Below are 20422 nucleotides of genomic sequence, written 5' to 3' on the forward strand. Positions count from 1 at the left end.
AAATCTATGAGAAGGTGTTGTATGTTGAACCGTATCCGCGTTGTCACAATGCTCATGATGGTGCTGGTCATTTTCGCACTTCTTCAGCTCATCTCCGGCGGGCTTTTTTTCTCGTCATTAAAACAGAACCAGGACAGCTTCGCGGCCTCGAACGATCTCCGCCTGCAGCAGAGTGAACTCACCTCAACGTGGGATCTGATGCTGCAAACGCGTATCAACCTGAGCCGCTCGTCCGCGCGCATGATGATGGACCCCAACAATCAGCAGAGCAGCGCGAAAACCGATCTGTTGAAAAATGCCCGTGCCACCCTCGCTGACGCCGCGAAACACTACGACGCCTTCAAAAAGATCGCCCCGCAGCCTGCTATGGAGCAGGTGAGCCAGAATATCGATGAAAAATACAATGCCTACCATACCGGCCTGACAGAGCTGATTCAGTTCCTGGAGAGCGGCAATATGGACGCCTATTTCGCGCAGCCAACGCAGGGGATGCAAAACGCACTCGGCGCGGCGCTGGGGGAATACGCGAAGGTCAGTGGCGATCTCTATCACTCGGCCTTTACGGCAAGCCAGAATGACTACCGCTTTGCAAAATGGCAGATGGCCGTGATGGCGCTGGCGCTGGTCATTGTGCTGGTCGCGGTCTGGTACGGCATTCGCCATATCCTGCTGAACCCTCTCGGCCGCGTCATTGCCCACATTCGTGAAATTGCCGGCGGTGACCTGACCAAAACGCTGACCGTTTCCGGGCGCAATGAGATCACCGAGCTGGCAAACAGCGTTGACCATATGCAGCGTTCGTTAATCGAAACCGTTGCCAACGTACGTAACGGGTCGGAGGCTATCTACACCGGCACCAGCGAAATTGCGATGGGGAATAACGACCTCTCATCCCGTACCGAGCAGCAGGCGTCCGCCCTGGAAGAGACGGCCGCCAGCATGGAGCAGCTCACCGCGACCGTGAAGCAGAACGCCGATAACGCCCGCCAGGCGTCTCAGCTGGCAGAAAGCGCCTCCGAGACGGCGCAGCGCGGCGGCCGCGTGGTGGATGGCGTGGTGAAAACCATGCACGAAATCGCCGACAGCTCGAAGAAAATCGCCGACATCATCAGCGTCATCGACGGCATTGCCTTCCAGACCAACATTCTGGCGCTGAACGCCGCCGTGGAAGCGGCGCGCGCGGGTGAACAGGGGCGCGGGTTTGCCGTGGTGGCCGGGGAAGTGCGCAACCTGGCCAGCCGCAGCGCCAACGCGGCAAAAGAGATCAAGTCGCTGATTGAAGATTCCGTCTCCCGCGTGGATACCGGCTCCGTGCTGGTGGAAAGCGCCGGGGAGACCATGAATGACATCGTGAATGCCGTCACCCGCGTGACGGACATCATGGGTGAAATCGCCTCTGCGTCCGATGAGCAGAGTCGTGGTATCGACCAGGTTGCCCTGGCGGTATCGGAAATGGATCGCGTGACACAGCAAAACGCCGCGCTGGTGCAGGAGTCCGCTGCGGCGGCCGCTGCTCTGGAAGACCAGGCGAGCCGTCTGAAGATGGCCGTCTCGGCGTTTCGTCTCGCTTCACTCGCTGGAAACACGGTCACCCCGCAGGCGACGTATCGCGCGCCAGCCGCTGAATCGGCTGCACACCGTACGCGCACCGCGACGACCGGACAAGATGAAAACTGGGAAACATTTTGACTGACAATTAAACCGCGGCTGCTTGCCGCTTGATGGGAGCGTGGATGTTAAATCGTATTCGTATCTCGACCACACTGTTTTTGATTCTGATCCTTTGCGGTGTGTTGCAGGTTGGCAGTAACGGGTTGTCTTTTTGGGCGTTTCGCGATGGCTATCAGAATTTGCAGGAAGTTGAGGCGAGTAATCAGCAGCGCTCCGCACTGGCACAAACGCGTGCCGTGCTGTTGCAGGCAAGCACTGCGCTGAACAAGGCGGGAACCTTAACCGCGCTGAGTTATCCGCCGGATGACATTAAAGCGCTGATGGCGACCGCGCGCGACAGTCTGAAGCAGGCTGACGCACAGTTTAAAGCCTTTACGGCGCAGGCCGCCGACAGAGAGAAAGAGAAAGCGCTGAAGGCCGCCATGAAGACGAACTTTGAGCAGTGGTACAGCGATCTGGACCACCAGGCGACGTGGCTTGAGAACAACCAGCTTTCGGACTTTATGACTGCACCGGTTCAGGCGTCTCAGGCGGCGTTTGACGGCAGCTTTAACGCGTGGCAGCAGGATATTAACCAGTCTGTTCAGCGTGCCGGTGACCAGAGCCGTCAAAGCTATCACATGTCGGGCGTCATCTTTGCCGTGGTGGTGATCCTGGCAGGGCTGCTAACCGGCGGGGCGCTGCTCTGGTCGCGCAGAATGATTGTGCAGCCGCTGGCGATTATCAGCAGCCACTTCGACAGCATTGCGAAAGGGGACCTGGCGCGTCCGGTCGCGGTGTTCGGCAAAAACGAAATTTCGGCGATCTTTGCCAGCCTGAAGGCGATGCAGGGATCGCTGCGGGAAACGGTGAGCGACGTGCGGCAGGGCAGCTATGCCATGCACACCGGGATCTCTGAGATTGCTGCGGGGAACAACGATCTCTCGTCCCGCACCGAGCAGCAGGCGGCCTCGCTGGCGCAGACGGCGGCCAGCATGGAGCAGTTAACCGCGACGGTAGGCCAGAACGCCGATAACGCGCGTCAGGCGTCTGATCTGTCAAAACAGGCGGCGATGACGGCGAAGAAAGGCGGCGACCAGGCGTCCCATGTCGCCAGCACCATGCAGGAGATTGCCACCAGCTCGCAGAAAATTGGTGACATCATCAGCGTGATTGACGGTATCGCGTTCCAGACCAACATTCTGGCGCTGAATGCCGCCGTGGAAGCGGCGCGCGCCGGTGAGCAAGGGCGCGGGTTTGCGGTGGTGGCGGGGGAAGTACGTAACCTGGCGAGCCGCAGCGCCAACGCGGCGAAAGAAATTAAGGTCCTGATCGAAGAGTCGGTTTCGCGCGTTCAGCAGGGCTCAACGCTGGTGGATACGGCGGCGAAAACCATGCACGAGATCGTCACCTCCGTGACGCGGGTGAACGACATCATGGGCGAGATTGCCTCTGCGTCGGATGAACAGCGTCGCGGGATTGAGCAGGTTGCCCAGGCCGTCAGCCAGATGGATCAGGTGACGCAACAGAACGCCTCGTTAGTCGAGGAAGCGGCAGCGGCAACCGATCAGCTGGCCAGCCAGGCGGATCGTCTGACCGGACTGGTCGCGGTATTTAATGTGAAAGAGCACGTTGAAACAGTAACAGAAGTCGGGCGGTCGCAGGCCGTGCCAGTTGTATCCTGAATGTAATTAAGAAGGCGCTATGACATCACCAATGCCCCCTGGGCAAACGTCATTATTGTTGCAGATGACACAGCGCCTCGCGCTGTCCGACGCGCATTTTCGTCGGATATGTCAGTTAATCTACCAGCGTGCGGGGATCGTGCTTGCGGATCATAAGCGGGACATGGTCTACAACCGTCTGGTGCGGCGCTTGCGTACGCTGGGGCTGGATGATTTTGGCCGCTATCTGAGCATGCTCGAGGCGAACCAGAACAGCGCAGAATGGCAGGCTTTTATTAACTCGTTAACCACCAACCTGACGGCGTTTTTCCGTGAAGCTCACCACTTCCCGGTCCTGGCCGAGCACGCCCGCCGTCGCACCGGGGAGTATCGCGTATGGAGCGCGGCCGCCTCGACGGGTGAAGAGCCGTACTCGCTGGCGATCACCCTTGCTGACACCCTGGGCATGACGCCCGGACGCTGGAAAGTCTACGCCAGCGATATCGATACCGAGGTGCTGGAGAAGGCGCGTAACGGCGTGTATCGCCAGGATGAACTGAAAACGCTGTCGCCGCAGCAGCTGCAGCGTTATTTCATGCGCGGCACGGGCCCGCATGAAGGCCTGGTGCGCGTACGCCAGGAGCTGGCGAACTGCGTCGAATTCGCGCCCGTTAACCTGCTGGATAAGCAGTACAACGTGCCGGGGCCGTTCGATGCCATTTTTTGCCGTAACGTCATGATCTATTTTGATAAAACGACGCAACAGGACATTTTGCGTCGGTTTGTTCCGTTGCTCAAGCCTGACGGTTTACTGTTTGCCGGGCACTCGGAAAACTTCAGCAACCTCGCGCGTGAGTTTAGCCTGCGTGGGCAAACGGTATATGCGCTGAGTAAGGAAAAAGCATGAGTAAAATCAGGGTGTTGTCTGTCGATGATTCAGCGCTGATGCGTCAGATCATGACTGAAATTATCAATAGCCACAGCGACATGGAGATGGTGGCGACTGCGCCCGATCCTCTGGTAGCGCGGGATTTAATTAAAAAATATAACCCCGACGTGCTAACGCTGGATGTCGAGATGCCGCGCATGGATGGCATAGATTTCCTCGAAAAATTAATGCGGCTTCGGCCCATGCCGGTGGTGATGGTCTCCTCCCTGACCGGAAAAGGATCGGAAATCACCCTGCGCGCGCTGGAGCTGGGGGCGGTGGATTTTGTCACCAAACCGCAGCTTGGCATTCGCGAAGGGATGCTGGCCTACAGCGAAATGATTGCGGAGAAGATCCGCACCGCGTCGCGGGCGAAGCTTGCTGCCCATACGCCATTGGCCGCGCCTGCGACCCTGAAGGCCGGTCCCTTACTCAGCTCGGAAAAACTGCTGGTTATTGGAGCGTCAACCGGAGGAACAGAGGCAATTCGTCATGTACTCCAGCCATTGCCGCTTTCAAGTCCGGGTATTCTGATCACTCAGCATATGCCGCCAGGCTTTACCCGTTCGTTTGCCGAACGCCTGAACAAGCTGTGCCAGATCAGCGTGAAGGAGGCGGAAGACGGCGAGCGCGTGCTCCCGGGACATGCCTATATCGCCCCGGGCGACAAGCATATGGAGCTGTCGCGCAGCGGCGCTAACTATCAAATCAAAATTCATGACGGACCGCCGGTCAACCGGCACCGTCCGTCGGTGGATGTGCTGTTTCATTCGGTGGCGAAACATGCGGGGCGCAACGCCGTTGGGGTGATCCTGACGGGGATGGGCAACGATGGTGCCGCCGGAATGCTTGCAATGCACCAGGCTGGCGCCTGGACGATTGCGCAGAATGAAGCAAGTTGTGTGGTGTTCGGCATGCCGCGCGAGGCCATCAATATGGGTGGCGTGAGCGAAGTGGTCGATCTTAGCCAGGTAAGCCAGCAGATGCTGGCGAAAATCAGTGCCGGACAGGCAATACGTATTTGACTCAGGAGTATTATTTTATGGCGGATAAAGAGCTTAAGTTTTTGGTTGTGGATGACTTTTCCACCATGCGTCGCATCGTGCGCAACCTGCTGAAAGAGCTGGGCTTCAACAACGTTGAAGAAGCAGAAGACGGCGTTGATGCGCTGAACAAACTGCAGGCTGGCGGGTTTGGTTTTGTTATCTCCGACTGGAACATGCCAAACATGGACGGTCTGGAACTGCTGAAAACCATTCGTGCCGATGCCGGAATGGCGTCTATGCCGGTTCTGATGGTTACTGCAGAAGCGAAAAAAGAGAACATCATTGCCGCTGCACAGGCGGGCGCAAGCGGCTATGTGGTGAAGCCATTCACCGCGGCAACCCTGGAAGAGAAGCTCGGTAAGATCTTCGAGAAACTCGGCATGTGAGGTGATGGAAATGTTGCAACCTGCTATGAAACCCGTTGAAGAACACTCGCCGAGCGATATTATCGTCCGCATCGGCAGCCTGACGCGCATGCTGCGTGACAGCCTGCGTGAGCTGGGTCTGGATCAGGCGATTGCCGAAGCGGCGGAAGCCATTCCTGATGCCCGCGATCGTCTGGACTATGTTGTGCAGATGACCGCTCAGGCCGCGGAACGTGCGCTGAACAGCGTTGAAGCGTCACAGCCGCACCAGGATGCGATGGAAAAGGGGGCGAAAGCGCTGAGCAAACGCTGGGACGAGTGGTTTGAGAACCCTATCGAGCTGGCGGATGCCCGCGAGCTGGTGACGGATACCCGTCAGTACCTGGGGGATGTGCCGGGGCACACCAGCTTCACCAACGCCCAGCTGCTGGACATCATGATGGCGCAGGATTTCCAGGACCTGACCGGTCAGGTGATCAAGCGCATGATGGATGTTATCCAGGAGATTGAGCGTCAGCTGCTGATGGTTCTGCTGGAGAACATCCCTGAACCGGCAGCCCGTCCAAAACGCGAGAACGAAAGCCTGCTCAATGGTCCACAGCTCGACGCCAGCAAGGCGGGCGTTGTGGCAAGCCAGGATCAGGTAGACGATCTGCTGGACAGCCTCGGCTTCTGATAGTTCTGATTACCCTCAGGCTGCGGCGTCAACCTGAGGGTAGTTCGGTTAGCGAAGATCCATCTTCACCGTCACGTTACCTTCAAAGCGGCCCGGGGCCGGAGAGGCATTGGTCGTGCTGACCGGTACAGCCTGAATTTTGACCACACCGTTTCCCTGCGCGTCCATCGTCACCGGAAACTCATAGGTCCCGTCCAGCGCGACGTTCTGACTGTGTTCATCATATACACGCACCCCGAGGTCGTCTCTGTCCAGAAGTTTTGCAATGTACGGCGTACTGCTGTCCGCGACCCCCTGATCTGCGGTCAGCGTGAGCTTTATCCGGTCCGTGTTTCCCACTGCGTTATCATCACAGTGGTAGGCAATATCAACGTTTTTGATAGCATAGCGTTTCGGCGGTTGCCCCTTAATGACGAATTGCTTGCTGACGATGCTGCCGAACTCAACCTCAATGGTGCTGCCTGCGTTGATGGTGCAGCTTAGCGGCGCAGATAACGTGCCGCTAAACCAGATATCAGAGACCTGTTCTGCCTGCCCGGGATCGCAGCTTGTCCCCGTGCCGAAATAGAGGCAGGCATAGTTTTGCGCGACGATCGTCGAAGGGATCACCTCTTGACCCAGGATGGGTTTTTTAACGTGAAGCAGGATCGCAACGACGTTCCAGCGGAAATTACGCTTTATGACAGCGGCGTTGCTCGGCTGGGTGCTGCTATTGCAAACGTTGGCATTTCCCTCCGTTTTGGCGAGTGCATTCTCGGTAGTGCTACGCATATTACCTCTGGACGTCGGGTATTCATTGACAGGTAACGGGGTCAAAGAAGTGCCGTCCGGAGAGTTGATTGCATCCGCATAGGCGGTGATATCGGCATCGATCTTTTCTGTCAAAAAGCCGTATCCGTTTGTTCCAGGATTCAGCGGGCTTCCGGCAAACGTTTTTTCATAGACCATGCTCGAAGAAAACATATTTCCGGGACAGCTGCAGTTGGCCACTATCACCGGGCCATTGCCGACCAGATGATTTGGCACATCATAGTCATGATTGGCAATATTTTCGCTGGACGAAAACTCATGATCGAACGACGTGGTGTAGGCTTGCGGCGCACTGAAGCAGTTATGAAGTAAAGTCGCGGCCCTGCACGGGCTGGTTGCGGCCAGGCTCAATGCTGTGCCCAATGAAGCCCAGACGGCCCGTTTCTTGAATATAGTTGTCATGTGCTTATTCCTGCTGACAAAGCTCGCTAACCGAGCGAATACCGTTAGGGCTTTCGGTTTGGTTAGCTGACTGTTGCGTAATGCTGGCGCGGCACTGTTGGCCCATGCCGTTGCCCCATTTCACGGTGAGCTGCGCGGTCTCTCCAATGCCTGCCAGATAGACGGTGCCGGTTTCATCGACAATGCCGCTCATCACCGGGTCGCTACTGGTCGCGATGGCGCCGAACGGAACGGGGAGACCGTTTGGACGCTTCAGGGTGATCAGCATCCGGTAGCCTGTGTGGGCGTCAAATCTGGCCAGCACCGCCGCGTTGCGCGAGGGAATGACGGTGATGGCGGTATCGCTGCTGTCCACATTTTCCGGCAGGCTCGAGGTATCAATACGAATATTATTCTCCTGGTACGGCGTGAGCGATGGAATGACTGCGTTACCCTGCCAGTCGGTCTGAATACCCCGCTGGTTCAGGAAACGGACGCCGGAAGCATCGTTGGCGTTGACGATAGCAAACTGGCTTCCTAAAGGTTGAGCCAGCGTGATGCCCTGAGGATGGGCAACAATACCGCCGCTAATGCCGTAGTTAAGCTGCTGAGAGTGATCGGTGGAAGCGTAATATCCGGCGGTCAGATTGGCGTATTGCGAGCGGTAGCTGCCATAGACGCTGCTGATATCTTCCCCGTCGTGGTTGGAGTGGCTCTGCTGCAACGAGTAGCTCAGACCCTCATCCTCCAGAAGCGTGCCGCTGAGGCCCACGTTTTGCCGCGTATAGCCATTTTTAGTGTTGCTGATGTTATAGCTACTCCAGGCGCGTGGCAGCCATCTGGCGAGAGGAATGCTAAATCCCAAAGAAACCATCCTGTCAGACTCGTCGCCGTTGGTTTTGCTGTACGTATAGGCAATGTGATAGCTCGTGCCGGAAACAACGGTATTGAATCCCAGAGACAGGTTGCGCTCTTTTTTAGAGGTGCCCCAGTAATCCTGCTGATAACCGTTAAGATACAGACTCACCCCAGCAACGGTTTGGCTAACGCTGGCCTGAATGCGGTTGCGTTTATTGTAACGAAACTGCAGATCGTCTTCGTGGCCGTCATGCTTTTGGTTGGCGTCGGCAAAGCTGTAATACCCGCGGCTGGAGTATCGGTAGCTGCCGAGGCTGAAGTTGGTATCGGTCGAATCCAGCTTACCGGTATAAAGCAAACGCCATGACTGGCCGGTATGCTGGCTGTTATCGTCTAGCCGGGTGTCGGCCATGGTAACGTCAGCGGACAGCGAGCCCAGCGGCCCGAGCGCCAGACCGGCACCGGTATTGGCTGCGTTATAGTCTTTCGAGAGCGTCAACCCTCCAAACCAGGTGAGAAGGTTATTTAAACCGTAAATCATGCTGCCCTGGAAAAAATCGGGTTCCTTTTGGTCGCTCCCGCTTTCAGCACGATAACGGCCTGCTGTCATTTCGTACTTTATACGCCCAGGCCGCAGCATAACCGCGATACTGGAGTAGGGCTGCGTAAAGCGATGCTCGGTGCCGTCAGCCTCTTTCACCGTAACGTCCAGATCGCCGCTGTTGGTCGTGGAGTAGAGATCGTCGATTTCGAACGCGCCCGGCGCGACATTTTGCTGATAGATGAGGTAGCCATTCTGGCGCACCGAGACTTCCGCATTTGAACTGGCGATGCCGCGTATGACAGGGGCATAGCCGCGTTGGCTGTAGGGAAGCATCTCTTCATCCGACGCAAGGTTAACGCCCCGGTACTGTAAGCTATCAAATACCTCGCCCCGCGTGTTGCTTTCTCCGGCCGTGAACTGTGCCTTGAGGGCGTCAACGTCATGCTGGAGGAAGGTATTGATGTTTTCCCACAGGTTTTCATTCTCTGAATTGCTCCACGTTGAATAGTTGCGCACTCGCCAGCCACCCAGGTTGGCGCCGGTGCGCAAATTCAGATACTGACTGGTGGCGCTGTTGTCGCCGCTCTCCTTATTTTTTGATCCTGAGAAAGTGTAGTCACTGAACAACACGGGAATACCGTCGTCCCAGCGCGAAGGATCGATGTAATCGCGACCGGTACCCCTTAACGCGGCCTGAGGAATACTCAACGCTAATGTCATGGTTGAAAAATCAAGCCGCGCGGAGGCCTGGGGGATATAGTTGCTGATATCTTTAGGCAAAGCCTTATTGGCGGGTAATGCAAGCAAGTCGGGATACTGGTCGATAGCAACCCCTCCTGCCCGCAGCATATCCGGTGTGAGCTGCGGTATCAGTGACCTTTCCGGGGAGCTGACGTAAGCGATACTGGTGGTGCTCAGGCGGTGTTCGTTCACCTGCACTCGTGAAGAATAGGTGCCGGGTAGCTGAGCATTCGACTTTGAAAAGAGTGAAAGGTCGATATCCTGCTGGGCCAGCATGTCTCCTTCAAGCGATGAGGGTGAGAAACGATACTCACGGGCCAGCGTCGAGAAGCTCGCGATGAGCAAGACACCGCCAAGGCAGCGAAGTAGCGGATTCGGTCTAAAGAGCCGCTCGTATGACATATCATTACGTCCTGTCATCATCGCGGTTTTTTAATCCTGCGCCAGGGTGGCGGTGTATTTTTCGGAAGCATTGCCGTAATCGGTTATGCAGCGCCAGGTGACGCTCGTTCCCTGAGCATTGTCAGGAAGAGGAATGTCAGCGCGGGATTTAGGGGCAACCATGTCGGCTTTCTCCACTTTGCGCGCTCCCAGCGCAAGTGAATCAAAGACGCTGTAGAATGCCCCCTCGTTGATGACAGTGAGCTGCTGACCATGACGCGCGAAGCGCAGGTTTTTGCAGGATTCATAGGGCGTACCGCTCAGTCCGACTGGGCGCCAGAACAGTTTCAGACGCGTTTTATAGATTAACCGCAGGACGTTTTTGTCTCCCTCATCCGTAGCCGTGGCAGGAACGGTTCGTACGTTCATATAGAACAGAGATTCTTTATCGCCTGCTAAGGTTGTCCCGTTCCAGGTAATACGCAGGCTTTGCTCTTTTTGCGGATCGAGCCGAAAGAGAGGCGGTGTCACGATAAACGGTCCGTGCGTTTTGCCATCACCTGTATCCGTCCATGACTGTATTAACCATGGAAGCTCTTTATCATTATTTTGTAAGGGCAGGGCAACTTCCTTTTTCGCGGCATCGTAGATTATGCGTGTGCGACCGATCTGAATACCTGCTGCGTGACAAAAGGTGCTTGCAATAACAGGGATGCATAATAAGACCTGGAGTAAAATGCGCATAGTGAAACCTTTAATAAAGGAGGTTGAAGGGAAATGATAATAGTCCGAGTCCGGACTATTATCAGATCATGACTCCTTAAATGTCATGACGCCTAAATATATATGTTATGAATATCAGTAATACGATTATTAACGGTAAAGAATATTTACCGTCATATCAGCATCTGCCGGACCGGCGGTAACCGCATCTGCAAATGATTTATAGCGGGCATTAAAATCAGCTTTAATCGTATCTTCGGATTTTGTCGCCAGTTCGATATAGATCTGCCCTTCAGCGCCATCCATCGTGATGAGCTTATCATCTTTACCCGCCGGGCTGACGGCAATGCCGATACCGGTGGCCGCGGTTTCGCCCGTGGTGGTAATTTTACTGACGTCCAGCAGCGTCTTGGTCTTGGTCAGGGTCGTTGGGCCGTTAAAGGTCAGCTGAACAGCCGGAAGCCCAGCGCTTGTTAACGGGCAGTTCGCCAGCGTAATGGAGAACTCCGTAAGTGCGGTCTCCTTCCCAACGGTATTAAACAATGATGTAGGATAGGTACCCAGTGGTATAGTACTGTCCGTGCCGTCGTCACCCTGAATGGTGCAGCTTGATTCGATAATTTCACCCGTGAAGTGAATAGTGCCAGCATTCATTTCTGCGGCGAAACCATTCATCGACAGTGTTGCAAGGGCTAAGCCCGCAATAATATTCTTTTTTAAATCCATCTTAAATGTTCCTTTAAGTAAAAATAATTATCTGGCATGCATTTTGCTTTCTGGTGGAAAGTAAATTATGTCGCGTGAAATTATAACATTTAATTTTCTGCGGGTAAGGGAGTATCAGGATTAATGTTATACAGATTTATCCATTTTTGGATTTTGTGGGGTAATGATTTATATAATTTTAATGGCTCTGAATTATTGAATTTACATAGTTATATCATTCCTGCAATACCAGGTAGTTAAAATCGACGGTTATGTTAATTTTTTTTCGGGATATTTTAGAGCAAATGTTCTTTAAAACTGCGCTTAATTCATTTTGTAATATGAAACACATCACAAAAGCTGGAGAATGTTCGTTCGAACATTCCTTGCCCTCTTTTCACTCACCCGAATTGCAGAGGGGGGCTTAAACTGGATAAAAAGACCCGGTTATAGGGGTTTATCAACCCATTGATGAAAGGCGGTGCTGGCATGATACCCGTGACGTAATGGGCTGAGCATGCACTGTGGCAGAAGAGAACGACGACAAAACGGAAGCCCCCACACCCCACCGACTAGAAAAAGCGCGTGAGGAAGGGCAGATCCCCCGATCCCGAGAATTGACCTCCCTGCTGATCCTTATCGTAGGGGTGTGCATTATCTGGTGGGGCGGGGAGTCGCTCGCCCGCAAGCTGGCGGGAATGTTGTCCACCGGGTTACGTTTTGACCACAGCATGGTCAACGATCCGAATCTGATCCTCAGCCAGATTATTCAGCTTATTAAAGGGGCCATGGTCGCGCTGCTGCCCCTGATAACCGGGGTCGTGCTGGTCGCGCTGGTCTCTCCGGTGATGCTCGGCGGCCTGGTTTTTAGTGCCAAATCGCTGCAACCGAAATTTTCCAAACTGAACCCGCTGCCGGGTATCGCGAAAATGTTCTCTGCGCAGACCGGGGCTGAGCTGCTCAAAGCCGTTCTCAAATCGGTGCTGATGGGCAGTTCCGCGGGGTTTTACCTCTGGTACCACTGGCCGGAAATGATGCGTCTTATCAGCGAGTCGCCGCTCACCGCGATGAGCAACGCGCTGAATCTGGTCGGGCTCTGCGCGCTGCTGGTGGTGCTCAGCATTATCCCGATGGTGGGTTTTGACGTGATCTTCCAGCTTTATACCCACTTCAAAAAGCTGCGCATGTCGCGTCAGGATATCCGTGACGAATATAAGCAGATGGAAGGTGACCCGCACGTGAAAGGGCGCATCCGCCAGATGCAGCGTGCCGCCGCCCGTCGCCGGATGATGGACGATGTGCCGAAGGCCGACGTCATCGTCACCAACCCGACACACTATTCCGTTGCGCTGCGCTATGACGAAAACAAAATGAGCGCGCCGAAAGTCGTTGCGAAAGGGGCGGGGCTGATCGCACTGCGTATCCGGGAAATTGGTACTGAAAACCGCGTGCCGATCCTGGAAGCCCCTCCGCTGGCGCGTGCGCTGTACCGCCATGCGGATATCGGACAACAGATCCCGGGACAACTTTACGCCGCCGTGGCGGAAGTGCTGGCCTGGGTGTGGCAGTTGAAGCGCTGGCGTCTGGCTGGCGGTCAGCGGCCTGTGAAACCTGAAAACCTTCCGGTGCCTGCCGCGCTGGATTTTATGAACGAGAAGGACACTGATGGCTAATCTGGTGGCAATGTTGCGCCTGCCCGGCAACCTGAAATCGACCCAATGGCAAATCCTTGCCGGGCCGATTCTGATCCTGCTAATTCTGTCGATGATGGTACTGCCGCTCCCGGCATTCATCCTCGATCTGCTTTTCACTTTCAATATTGCGCTGTCCATTATGGTGCTGCTGGTGGCGATGTTCACCCAGCGTACCCTGGAGTTTGCCGCGTTCCCGACCATTCTGCTGTTTACCACCTTGCTCCGACTGGCGTTGAACGTGGCGTCCACGCGTATCATTCTGATGGAAGGTCACACCGGTGCGGCAGCGGCAGGTAAAGTGGTGGAAGCGTTCGGCCACTTCCTGGTGGGCGGCAATTTCGCTATCGGTATCGTGGTGTTCGTTATCCTCGTTATCATCAACTTTATGGTTATCACCAAAGGTGCAGGGCGTATCGCGGAAGTGGGCGCGCGTTTTGTGCTGGATGGGATGCCGGGCAAGCAGATGGCGATCGACGCCGACCTGAACGCCGGTCTTATCGCCGAAGATGAAGCCAAAAAACGCCGTTCGGAAGTGACGCAGGAGGCGGACTTCTACGGCTCCATGGACGGTGCGAGCAAGTTTGTGCGCGGTGACGCCATCGCGGGCATTCTGATCATGGTGATTAACGTGGTCGGCGGCCTGCTGGTGGGGGTATTGCAGCACGGGATGGACATGGGGCACGCGGCGGAAAGCTATACGCTGCTGACCATTGGTGACGGTCTGGTTGCGCAGATCCCGGCGCTGGTTATCTCCACGGCGGCGGGTGTGATTGTAACCCGCGTGAGTACCGATCAGGACGTTGGCGAGCAGATGGTGGGCCAGCTCTTCAGCAACCCGCGCGTTATGCTGCTGGCCGCTGCCGTTCTGGGTTTGCTCGGCCTGGTGCCGGGGATGCCAAACCTCGTCTTCCTGTTGTTTACGGCGGGTCTGCTGGGGCTTGCCTGGTGGATGCGTGGCCGTGAAATCAAACCGGCAGCGGAACCTGTTCAGGTAAAAATGCCGGAGAATACCCAGGCCGTCGAAGCGACCTGGAACGACGTTCAGCTGGAAGATTCCCTGGGAATGGAAGTGGGCTATCGCCTGATTCCGATGGTCGATTTCCAGCAGGATGGCGAGCTGCTTGGCCGTATCCGCAGTATCCGTAAAAAATTCGCCCAGGATATGGGCTTCCTGCCGCCGGTTGTACACATCCGCGACAATATGGACCTGCCGCCCGCGCGCTACCGCATTCTCATGAAAGGGGTCGAAATTGGCAGCGGTGATGCCTATCCGGGCCGCTGGCTGGCGATTAACCCGGGCACCGCCGCAGGCACGCTGCCGGGCGAGCAAACCATCGATCCGGCCTTTGGCCTGGCCGCTATCTGGATTGAAAGTGCCCTGAAAGAGCAGGCGCAAATCCAGGGCTATACGGTTGTTGAAGCCAGTACCGTGGTGGCGACCCATCTTAATCATCTGATCGGGCAATTTTCGGCAGAGCTGTTTGGCCGTCAGGAAGCGCAGCAGCTGCTTGACCGCGTCACGCAGGAGATGCCGAAGCTGACGGAAGATCTGGTCCCGGGCGTGGTGACTTTAACCACGCTGCACAAGGTGCTGCAAAACCTGCTCGAAGAGAAAGTGCCGATCCGCGATATGCGCACCATTCTCGAAACCCTTGCCGAGCATGCGCCGATACAAAGCGATCCGCACGAGCTGACGGCGGTGGTACGCGTGGCGCTGGGTCGTGCGATCACCCAGCAGTGGTTCCCGGGAACCGGAGAGGTGCAGGTCATTGGCCTCGATACGCCGCTTGAACGCCTGCTGCTGCAGGCCCTGCAGGGCGGGGGCGGCCTGGAGCCGGGCCTGGCGGACCGTCTGCTGGCGCAAACGCAGGAGGCGCTGGCGCGCCAGGAGATGCTGGGCGCGCCGCCGGTGCTGCTGGTGAACCATGCGCTGCGTCCGCTGCTGTCGCGCTTCCTGCGTCGTAGCCTGAACCAGCTGGTCGTGCTGTCGAATATGGAGCTGTCGGATAACCGTCACATCCGCATGACCGCGACGATCGGAGGAAAATAATGCGTAAATGGCTCTGGATTTTGTTCTTCCCGCTGGCGGCGCACGCTGCCGGGGAAGGCACCTGGCAGGCAAGCAGCATGGGAGTGACCCTCAGCAACCGGGGCGTTGCTATGTCATCTAACCCGCTGTCGCCTTCTGAAGGCGTTTCCGGTCAGATGGGCCTTGTGGTCTGGAATTACCGGCTGATTGGCCCAACGCCCGCAGGGCTGCGGGTGCGCCTCTGTTCTCAGACGCGCTGCACGGAAATCGATGGCGAAAATGGCACGACACAGGCGTTCAACGGCGTACCGGCCATTGAACCTTTGCGTTTCATCTGGGAAGTGCCGGGCGGGGGACGTTTAATCCCGGCGCTGAAAGTACAGAGTAATTCTGTCATCGTGAACTACCGCTAACACCCTGCCTTTCACCAGCCATCAGCAATTTTGATGGCTGGCTCTCAAAACTGACCTCACCTTTTGATCAAATAGAAACGCTGTTTTATAAATCAGTGACGCGCGTGACGGTACTCTTTGCATTATTGCCATTGACCCTCTTAGGGATGGCAGAAACAGAAAGGTATCAACCGGTCGATGCATTTACTGTAGCCGTCTAAAAGCTCCCGGAAGATGCTTGCTTGCAGGGAGTCTCCCAAAACTGATTAGGGGTGACGGCAATGAGAACACGTAAAATTGGGCTCGCAAATTATCTCGCTTACGGGTCAGGCGATTTCCTCGGGGCGGGTACCACCGCCCTGACGGCGGCCTGGCTTTTATATTTTTATACCACCTTCTGCGGGCTCTCACCGATCGAAGCAACGTTTATCTTTGCCGCTGCAAGGGTGCTGGATGCCGTCGTTAGCCCGTTAATGGGCTTTTTAACCGATAACTTTGGGACAACCTGGCTCGGTAAGCGCTTCGGCCGTCGTAAGTTTTTTATCCTGCTGGGGATTCCGTGCGTGTTCAGCTACTCGCTGATGTGGGTTGGGGACATGAGCTTCTGGTACTACCTGCTGACCTATCTGGTGTTTGATATTGTCTACACCATGATTCTGGTGCCGTACGAAACGCTGGTACCGGAAATGACCGATGACTTTAAACAGAAAACCAAGTTCTCCGGGGCGCGTATCTCAATGGCGCAGATGTCCGCCATTCTGGCCTCCTTCCTGCCGGGGATCCTGTTAACCCACTTCGGGAAAGAAAACGCGATCTCCTTCTTCTACGCAAGCCTGGTCTTCTCCTTGCTCTGCGCCCTGATGCTAACCTTCGTCTGGTTCTTTACCTGGGAACGCCCGCGCGAAGAGTGGTCAGAAGCGGCGCTGCGTGCTGAAGAAGAGAAGAAGAAGCTGACGCTGGGGCAGAGCCTCAACCGCCTGATCGTTGAGTTAAGCTCCACGCTGCGCATCAAGATTTTCCGTCAGCATCTGGGCATGTACCTTGGCGGCTATATCGCGCAGGACGTGTTTAATGCGGTATTCACCTACTACGTGGTGTTTGTGCTGATGCAGGAAGCGTCAATGGCGTCCAATCTGCTGGGCACGATGGCTATTTTCCAGTTCTTTGCGGTTATCGCCATGATCCCGCTGTGCATCCGTTTCGGGCCTGCACCGTCCTACCGCATGGTCGTGGTGCTGTTTGGTCTGGCGTCTCTCTCTTACGCCATGCTCTATTACGCGGGCCTGAGTGACGTCTACGCTCTGCTGTTGCTGATCTCAGCGGTTGCCGGTCTCGGTCGCGGCGGTATCAACTACGTGCCGTGGAACACCTATACCTACATTGCTGACGTGGATGAAGCGATCACCGGCCAGCGCCGCGAAGGGATCTTCGCGGGCATCATGACCCTGACCCGTAAGGCGTCACAGGCCGGTGCGGTGATGCTGGTGGGTATCGTGATGCAGATGTCCGGCTTTGTCAGCGGTCAGAAAGTACAGCCTGCGGAAGTGAGCCACACCATTTTGACGATCCTGAGCGTGGGCACGATCCTGGTGCTGTTCTGCGGCTTCCTCGTTTCCCTGCGCTTCAGACTCAATTTGCAGACCCACAGCACGCTGCGCGAGGAGACCGCGAAAATGCGTGAGTGTGGTCATGCGATGCCTGAGTCAGCGACGCCACACGCCCGCGCCACCGTCGAGATGCTGGCCGGTATGCCTTATGAGTCACTGTGGGGCAATAACAACATCGGTTATCTGAATCGCAATAAGCCAGCGGCACCCTCGCTGAAGGATCGCGCGGTACTGAATTCGACATACAACAGAGGTTAAGATGATGAAAGTTTGGCCTGTCAAACATAGCCCGTTATTACGTCAGCCCGAGCGCTTTATCGCCCGGGACGAACTGAAATCGCTGATTCAAAAGGTGACGCATAGCCTGGTCAATATCCACGACAAAACGGGTGAATTTTTGCTGCGGCTGGACGACGGGCGCGTGATCGACACTAAAGGCTGGGCCGGATGGGAGTGGACGCACGGCGTTGGCCTGTACGGTATCTGGCAATATTACTGCCAGACCGGCGATGAAGGTATGCGAGACATCATCGACAGCTGGTTTGCCGACCGCTTTGCGGAAGGCGCGACCACCAAAAACGTGAATACCATGTCGCCGTTCCTGACGCTGGCTTATCGCTACGAAGAGACCAAAAATCAGGCCTGGCGGCCGTGGCTGGAAAGCTGGGCGGAATGGGCGATGGCCGAGATGCCGCGTACGGAACACGGCGGGATGCAGCACATCACTCTGGCGGAAGAAAACCATCAACAGATGTGGGATGACACGCTGATGATGACGGTGCTGCCGCTGGCGAAAATCGGCAAGCTGCTCAACAAACCGGAATACGTTGAAGAGACGGTGTATCAGTTCCTGCTGCACGTGCAGAACCTGATGGACCGGGAGACCGGGCTGTGGTTCCACGGCTGGAGCTACGACGGCAACCATAACTTCGCCCGTGCCCGCTGGGCGCGCGGCAACAGCTGGCTCACCATCGCGATCCCGGACTTCCTTGAGCTTGTGGATCTGCCGGAAAACAGCGCCGTGCGCCGCTACCTGGTGCAGGTATTGAATGCGCAGATTGCCGCGCTGGCGAAATATCAGGACGACAGCGGGCTATGGCATACGCTGCTCGACGATCCACATTCTTATCTTGAGGCGTCCGCGACGGCAGGGTTTGCCTACGGCATTCTGAAAGCCGTGCGCAAGCGCTACGTTGGCGCGGAGTATGCCGGAGTGGCAGAAAAAGCGATTCGCGGTATCGTCAAAAATATTTCGCCGGAAGGCGAGCTGTTGCAAACGTCGTTCGGCACGGGCATGGGCAGCGATCTTGAGTTTTATCGCCAGATCCCGCTGACGTCAATGCCGTACGGACAGGCGATGGCGATTCTCTGTTTAACGGAATATTTGCGGAAGTATTTCTGATAAGAAAAAACCCGGCGCTTGCCGGGTTTTTTGTATTACATGCGTTCTACGGTTTCGATACCCAGGGTATCCAGACCCAGCTTCAGGGTCTTCGCCGTGAGCTGCGCCAGCTTCAGGCGGCTGTTGCGGACCGATTCGTTTTCCGCAGACAGAATAGGGCAGTGTTCGTAGAAGCCGGAGAACAGACCCGCCAGATCGTACAGGTAAGCACACATCACGTGAGGCGTGCCGTCACGCGCGACAACCGTCAGCGTCTCTTCAAACTGCAGCAGGCGCGCCGCCAGCTGTGCTTCACGATCTTCCGTGATGGTCACTGTCGCATTCGCCAGTACGTTTTCATCAATGTTCGCCTTACGGAACACCGAGAGCACGCGGGTGTAGGCATACTGCATGTAAGGCGCCGTGTTGCCTTCAAACGCCAGCATGTTATCCCAGTCGAAGATATAGTCGGTGGTACGGTTCTTGGAGAGATCCGCGTATTTCACCGCACCGATACCCACGGCGTTGGCCAGTTTTTCCAGCTCATCGGCAGACATGTCCGGGTTCTTTTCGGCCACCAGACGGCGGGCGCGTTCCAGCGCTTCGTCCAGCAGGTCGGACAGCTTCACGGTACCGCCCGCACGGGTTTTGAACGGCTTGCCGTCTTTACCCAGCATCATGCCGAACATGTGGTGTTCCAGCGGCACGCAATCCGGCACGTAACCGGCTTTACGCACGATGGTCCACGCCTGCATCAGGTGCTGGTGCTGACGGGAGTCGATGTAGTACAGCACGCGGTCAGCATGCAGCGTCTCGTAACGGTATTTCGCACAGGCGATGTCAGTGGTGGTGTAGAGGTAGCCGCCATCCTTTTTCTGGATGATCACGCCCATCGGTTCGCCTTCCTTGTTTTTATACTCATCAAGGAACACCACCGTTGCGCCTTCGCTCTCTACCGCCAGGTTTTTGGCTTTCAGGTCAGCCACAATGCCGGGCAGCATTGGGTTATAGAGGCTTTCACCCATCACGTCGTCACGGGTCAGGGTGACGTTCAGACGGTTATAGGTCAGCTGGTTCTGAGACATGGTGATGTCGACCAGCTTGCGCCACATCTCGAGGAAGTATTGGTCGCCGCCCTGCAGTTTTACCACATAGCTGCGCGCGCGCTCGGCAAAGGCTTCGTCTTCGTCGTAGTGTTTTTTGGCTTCGCGGTAGAACCCTTCCAGGTCCGCCAGCGCCATTTCACCCGCATTTTCCTGCTGCTGTTTTTCCAGGTAAGCAATCAGCATGCCGAACTGGGTACCCCAGTCGCCCACGTGGTTCGCGCGGATCACCTTGTGACCGAGGAACTCGAGCGTGCGCACCGCGGCATCACCGATGATAGTGGAGCGCAGGTGGCCAACGTGCATCTCTTTCGCCACGTTCGGCGCAGAGTAGTCGATCACGACGGTCTGCGCCTCCGGCTGGGAAACGCCCAGACGGTCAGATTTCAGCGCCGCGTCAACGTGGCTTGCCAGGAATGCAGGCTCAAGGAAGATGTTGATAAAGCCCGGACCGGCGATTTCGGTTTTGCTGGCAATGCCGGAAAGATCCAGATGCGTCAGTACCTGCTCAGCGAGCTGTCGCGGCGGCATGCCCAGTTTTTTAGCCACTGCCATCACGCCATTAGCCTGATAGTCGCCAAACTGTACTTTTGCTGACTGACGAACCTGCGGTTCGCAATCCGCAGGTGCGCCTGCGGCAATCAGTGCCTGACTGACTTTTTCGGAGAGAAGAGCCTGAATATTCACCTGGATACCTTACGTTTTTGATGCGGGCTTACAACCGCCCGCGCCAGTTAAAGAATT

The 20422-nt window shown here is 56.1% G+C and carries 16 protein-coding genes; 11 read left to right on the plus strand and 5 right to left on the minus strand.

From position 1 onward, the window contains the following. The first annotated feature begins 21 nt into the window (after positions 1 to 21). The 6 genes from tar to cheZ are packed head-to-tail and all read left to right on the plus strand — an operon-like array spanning position 22 to position 6329. Positions 22 to 1689 (plus strand): methyl-accepting chemotaxis protein II, encoded by a 1668-nt coding sequence (gene tar / locus AC27FC_RS02090; RefSeq protein ID WP_045888837.1) that lies wholly within the window; start codon positions 22 to 24, stop codon positions 1687 to 1689. A gap of 44 nt (positions 1690 to 1733) precedes the next feature. After that, positions 1734 to 3335: a methyl-accepting chemotaxis protein IV gene (gene tap / locus AC27FC_RS02095; protein WP_196354243.1), complete on the plus strand. Its 1602-nt coding sequence runs from the start codon at positions 1734 to 1736 to the stop codon at positions 3333 to 3335. A 19-nt stretch (positions 3336 to 3354) separates the two neighbouring features. Then, positions 3355 to 4221, plus strand: a complete 867-nt coding sequence (gene cheR, locus AC27FC_RS02100; protein WP_023312253.1) for a protein-glutamate O-methyltransferase CheR — start codon at positions 3355 to 3357, stop codon at positions 4219 to 4221. Then, positions 4218 to 5267 (plus strand): protein-glutamate methylesterase/protein-glutamine glutaminase, encoded by a 1050-nt coding sequence (locus AC27FC_RS02105; protein ID WP_029741783.1) that lies wholly within the window; start codon positions 4218 to 4220, stop codon positions 5265 to 5267. The genes cheR and AC27FC_RS02105 overlap by 4 nt, the downstream gene beginning before the upstream one ends. Before the next feature lie 17 nt (positions 5268 to 5284). Continuing rightward, the gene (gene cheY / locus AC27FC_RS02110; protein WP_008500431.1) at positions 5285 to 5674 is read left to right on the plus strand and encodes a chemotaxis response regulator CheY; all 390 of its coding nucleotides are present in this window, start codon (positions 5285 to 5287) and stop codon (positions 5672 to 5674) included. 10 nt (positions 5675 to 5684) lie between these two features. Next, the gene (gene cheZ, locus AC27FC_RS02115; protein ID WP_023312251.1) at positions 5685 to 6329 is read left to right on the plus strand and encodes a protein phosphatase CheZ; all 645 of its coding nucleotides are present in this window, start codon (positions 5685 to 5687) and stop codon (positions 6327 to 6329) included. Between the two features lie 48 nt (positions 6330 to 6377). On the opposite strand, the gene AC27FC_RS02120 is transcribed toward cheZ, so the two are convergent. The 4 genes from AC27FC_RS02120 to AC27FC_RS02135 form a co-directional block, all read right to left on the minus strand. Next, positions 6378 to 7541, minus strand: a complete 1164-nt coding sequence (locus AC27FC_RS02120) for a fimbrial protein (protein WP_196354244.1) — start codon at positions 7539 to 7541, stop codon at positions 6378 to 6380. Between the two features lie 4 nt (positions 7542 to 7545). After that, entirely contained in the window at positions 7546 to 10065 is a 2520-nt protein-coding gene (locus AC27FC_RS02125) for a fimbria/pilus outer membrane usher protein (protein ID WP_487159833.1), read from the minus strand. Positions 10066 to 10095: 30 nt separating this feature from the next. Continuing rightward, positions 10096 to 10788, minus strand: coding sequence for a fimbrial biogenesis chaperone (locus AC27FC_RS02130; protein ID WP_232960024.1), 693 nt, complete (start codon positions 10786 to 10788; stop codon positions 10096 to 10098). Positions 10789 to 10917: 129 nt separating this feature from the next. Continuing rightward, positions 10918 to 11493: a fimbrial protein gene (locus tag AC27FC_RS02135; RefSeq protein WP_094935603.1), complete on the minus strand. Its 576-nt coding sequence runs from the start codon at positions 11491 to 11493 to the stop codon at positions 10918 to 10920. 503 nt (positions 11494 to 11996) lie between these two features. Here AC27FC_RS02135 and flhB point away from each other — a divergent pair. The 5 genes from flhB to bglB all read left to right on the plus strand — a co-directional run bounded on the left by flhB (position 11997) and on the right by bglB (position 18596). After that, on the plus strand, positions 11997 to 13145 hold the full coding sequence (gene flhB / locus AC27FC_RS02140) for a flagellar biosynthesis protein FlhB (RefSeq protein ID WP_033145863.1): 1149 nt from the start codon (positions 11997 to 11999) through the stop codon (positions 13143 to 13145). Further along, positions 13138 to 15216, plus strand: coding sequence for a flagellar biosynthesis protein FlhA (gene flhA, locus AC27FC_RS02145; RefSeq protein ID WP_033145862.1), 2079 nt, complete (start codon positions 13138 to 13140; stop codon positions 15214 to 15216). The genes flhB and flhA overlap by 8 nt, the downstream gene beginning before the upstream one ends. Further along, positions 15216 to 15608 (plus strand): flagellar protein FlhE, encoded by a 393-nt coding sequence (flhE, locus tag AC27FC_RS02150; RefSeq protein ID WP_033145861.1) that lies wholly within the window; start codon positions 15216 to 15218, stop codon positions 15606 to 15608. Before flhA ends, flhE begins: the two co-directional genes overlap by 1 nt. 260 nt (positions 15609 to 15868) lie before the next feature. Further along, positions 15869 to 17452: an MFS transporter gene (locus tag AC27FC_RS02155; protein WP_039263661.1), complete on the plus strand. Its 1584-nt coding sequence runs from the start codon at positions 15869 to 15871 to the stop codon at positions 17450 to 17452. 4 nt (positions 17453 to 17456) lie between these two features. After that, the gene (gene bglB / locus AC27FC_RS02160; RefSeq protein ID WP_094935605.1) at positions 17457 to 18596 is read left to right on the plus strand and encodes a beta-galactosidase BglB; all 1140 of its coding nucleotides are present in this window, start codon (positions 17457 to 17459) and stop codon (positions 18594 to 18596) included. Between the two features lie 35 nt (positions 18597 to 18631). On the opposite strand, the gene argS is transcribed toward bglB, so the two are convergent. Continuing rightward, positions 18632 to 20365 carry an arginine--tRNA ligase gene (gene argS, locus AC27FC_RS02165; RefSeq protein ID WP_033145858.1) on the minus strand — a complete coding sequence of 578 codons (1734 nt, stop codon included), beginning with the start codon at positions 20363 to 20365 and terminating at the stop codon, positions 18632 to 18634. Positions 20366 to 20422: the final 57 nt, after the last annotated feature.

This window comes from Enterobacter sp. C3_dUdeg (genome assembly GCF_057536195.1).

Bases quoted from the DNA above. Each gene is read 5' to 3' on its own strand.
- tar (WP_045888837.1), top strand. From the start codon at position 22: ATGTTGAACCGTATCCGCGTTGTCACAATGCTCATGATGGTGCTGGTC.
- tap (WP_196354243.1), top strand. From the start codon at position 1,734: ATGTTAAATCGTATTCGTATCTCGACCACACTGTTTTTGATTCTGATC.
- cheR (WP_023312253.1), top strand. From the start codon at position 3,355: ATGACATCACCAATGCCCCCTGGGCAAACGTCATTATTGTTGCAGATG.
- AC27FC_RS02105 (WP_029741783.1), top strand. From the start codon at position 4,218: ATGAGTAAAATCAGGGTGTTGTCTGTCGATGATTCAGCGCTGATGCGT.
- cheY (WP_008500431.1), top strand. From the start codon at position 5,285: ATGGCGGATAAAGAGCTTAAGTTTTTGGTTGTGGATGACTTTTCCACC.
- cheZ (WP_023312251.1), top strand. From the start codon at position 5,685: ATGTTGCAACCTGCTATGAAACCCGTTGAAGAACACTCGCCGAGCGAT.
- AC27FC_RS02120 (WP_196354244.1), bottom strand. From the start codon at position 7,541: ATGACAACTATATTCAAGAAACGGGCCGTCTGGGCTTCATTGGGCACA.
- AC27FC_RS02125 (WP_487159833.1), bottom strand. From the start codon at position 10,065: ATGTCATACGAGCGGCTCTTTAGACCGAATCCGCTACTTCGCTGCCTT.
- AC27FC_RS02130 (WP_232960024.1), bottom strand. From the start codon at position 10,788: ATGCGCATTTTACTCCAGGTCTTATTATGCATCCCTGTTATTGCAAGC.
- AC27FC_RS02135 (WP_094935603.1), bottom strand. From the start codon at position 11,493: ATGGATTTAAAAAAGAATATTATTGCGGGCTTAGCCCTTGCAACACTG.
- flhA (WP_033145862.1), top strand. From the start codon at position 13,138: ATGGCTAATCTGGTGGCAATGTTGCGCCTGCCCGGCAACCTGAAATCG.
- flhE (WP_033145861.1), top strand. From the start codon at position 15,216: ATGCGTAAATGGCTCTGGATTTTGTTCTTCCCGCTGGCGGCGCACGCT.
- AC27FC_RS02155 (WP_039263661.1), top strand. From the start codon at position 15,869: ATGAGAACACGTAAAATTGGGCTCGCAAATTATCTCGCTTACGGGTCA.
- bglB (WP_094935605.1), top strand. From the start codon at position 17,457: ATGAAAGTTTGGCCTGTCAAACATAGCCCGTTATTACGTCAGCCCGAG.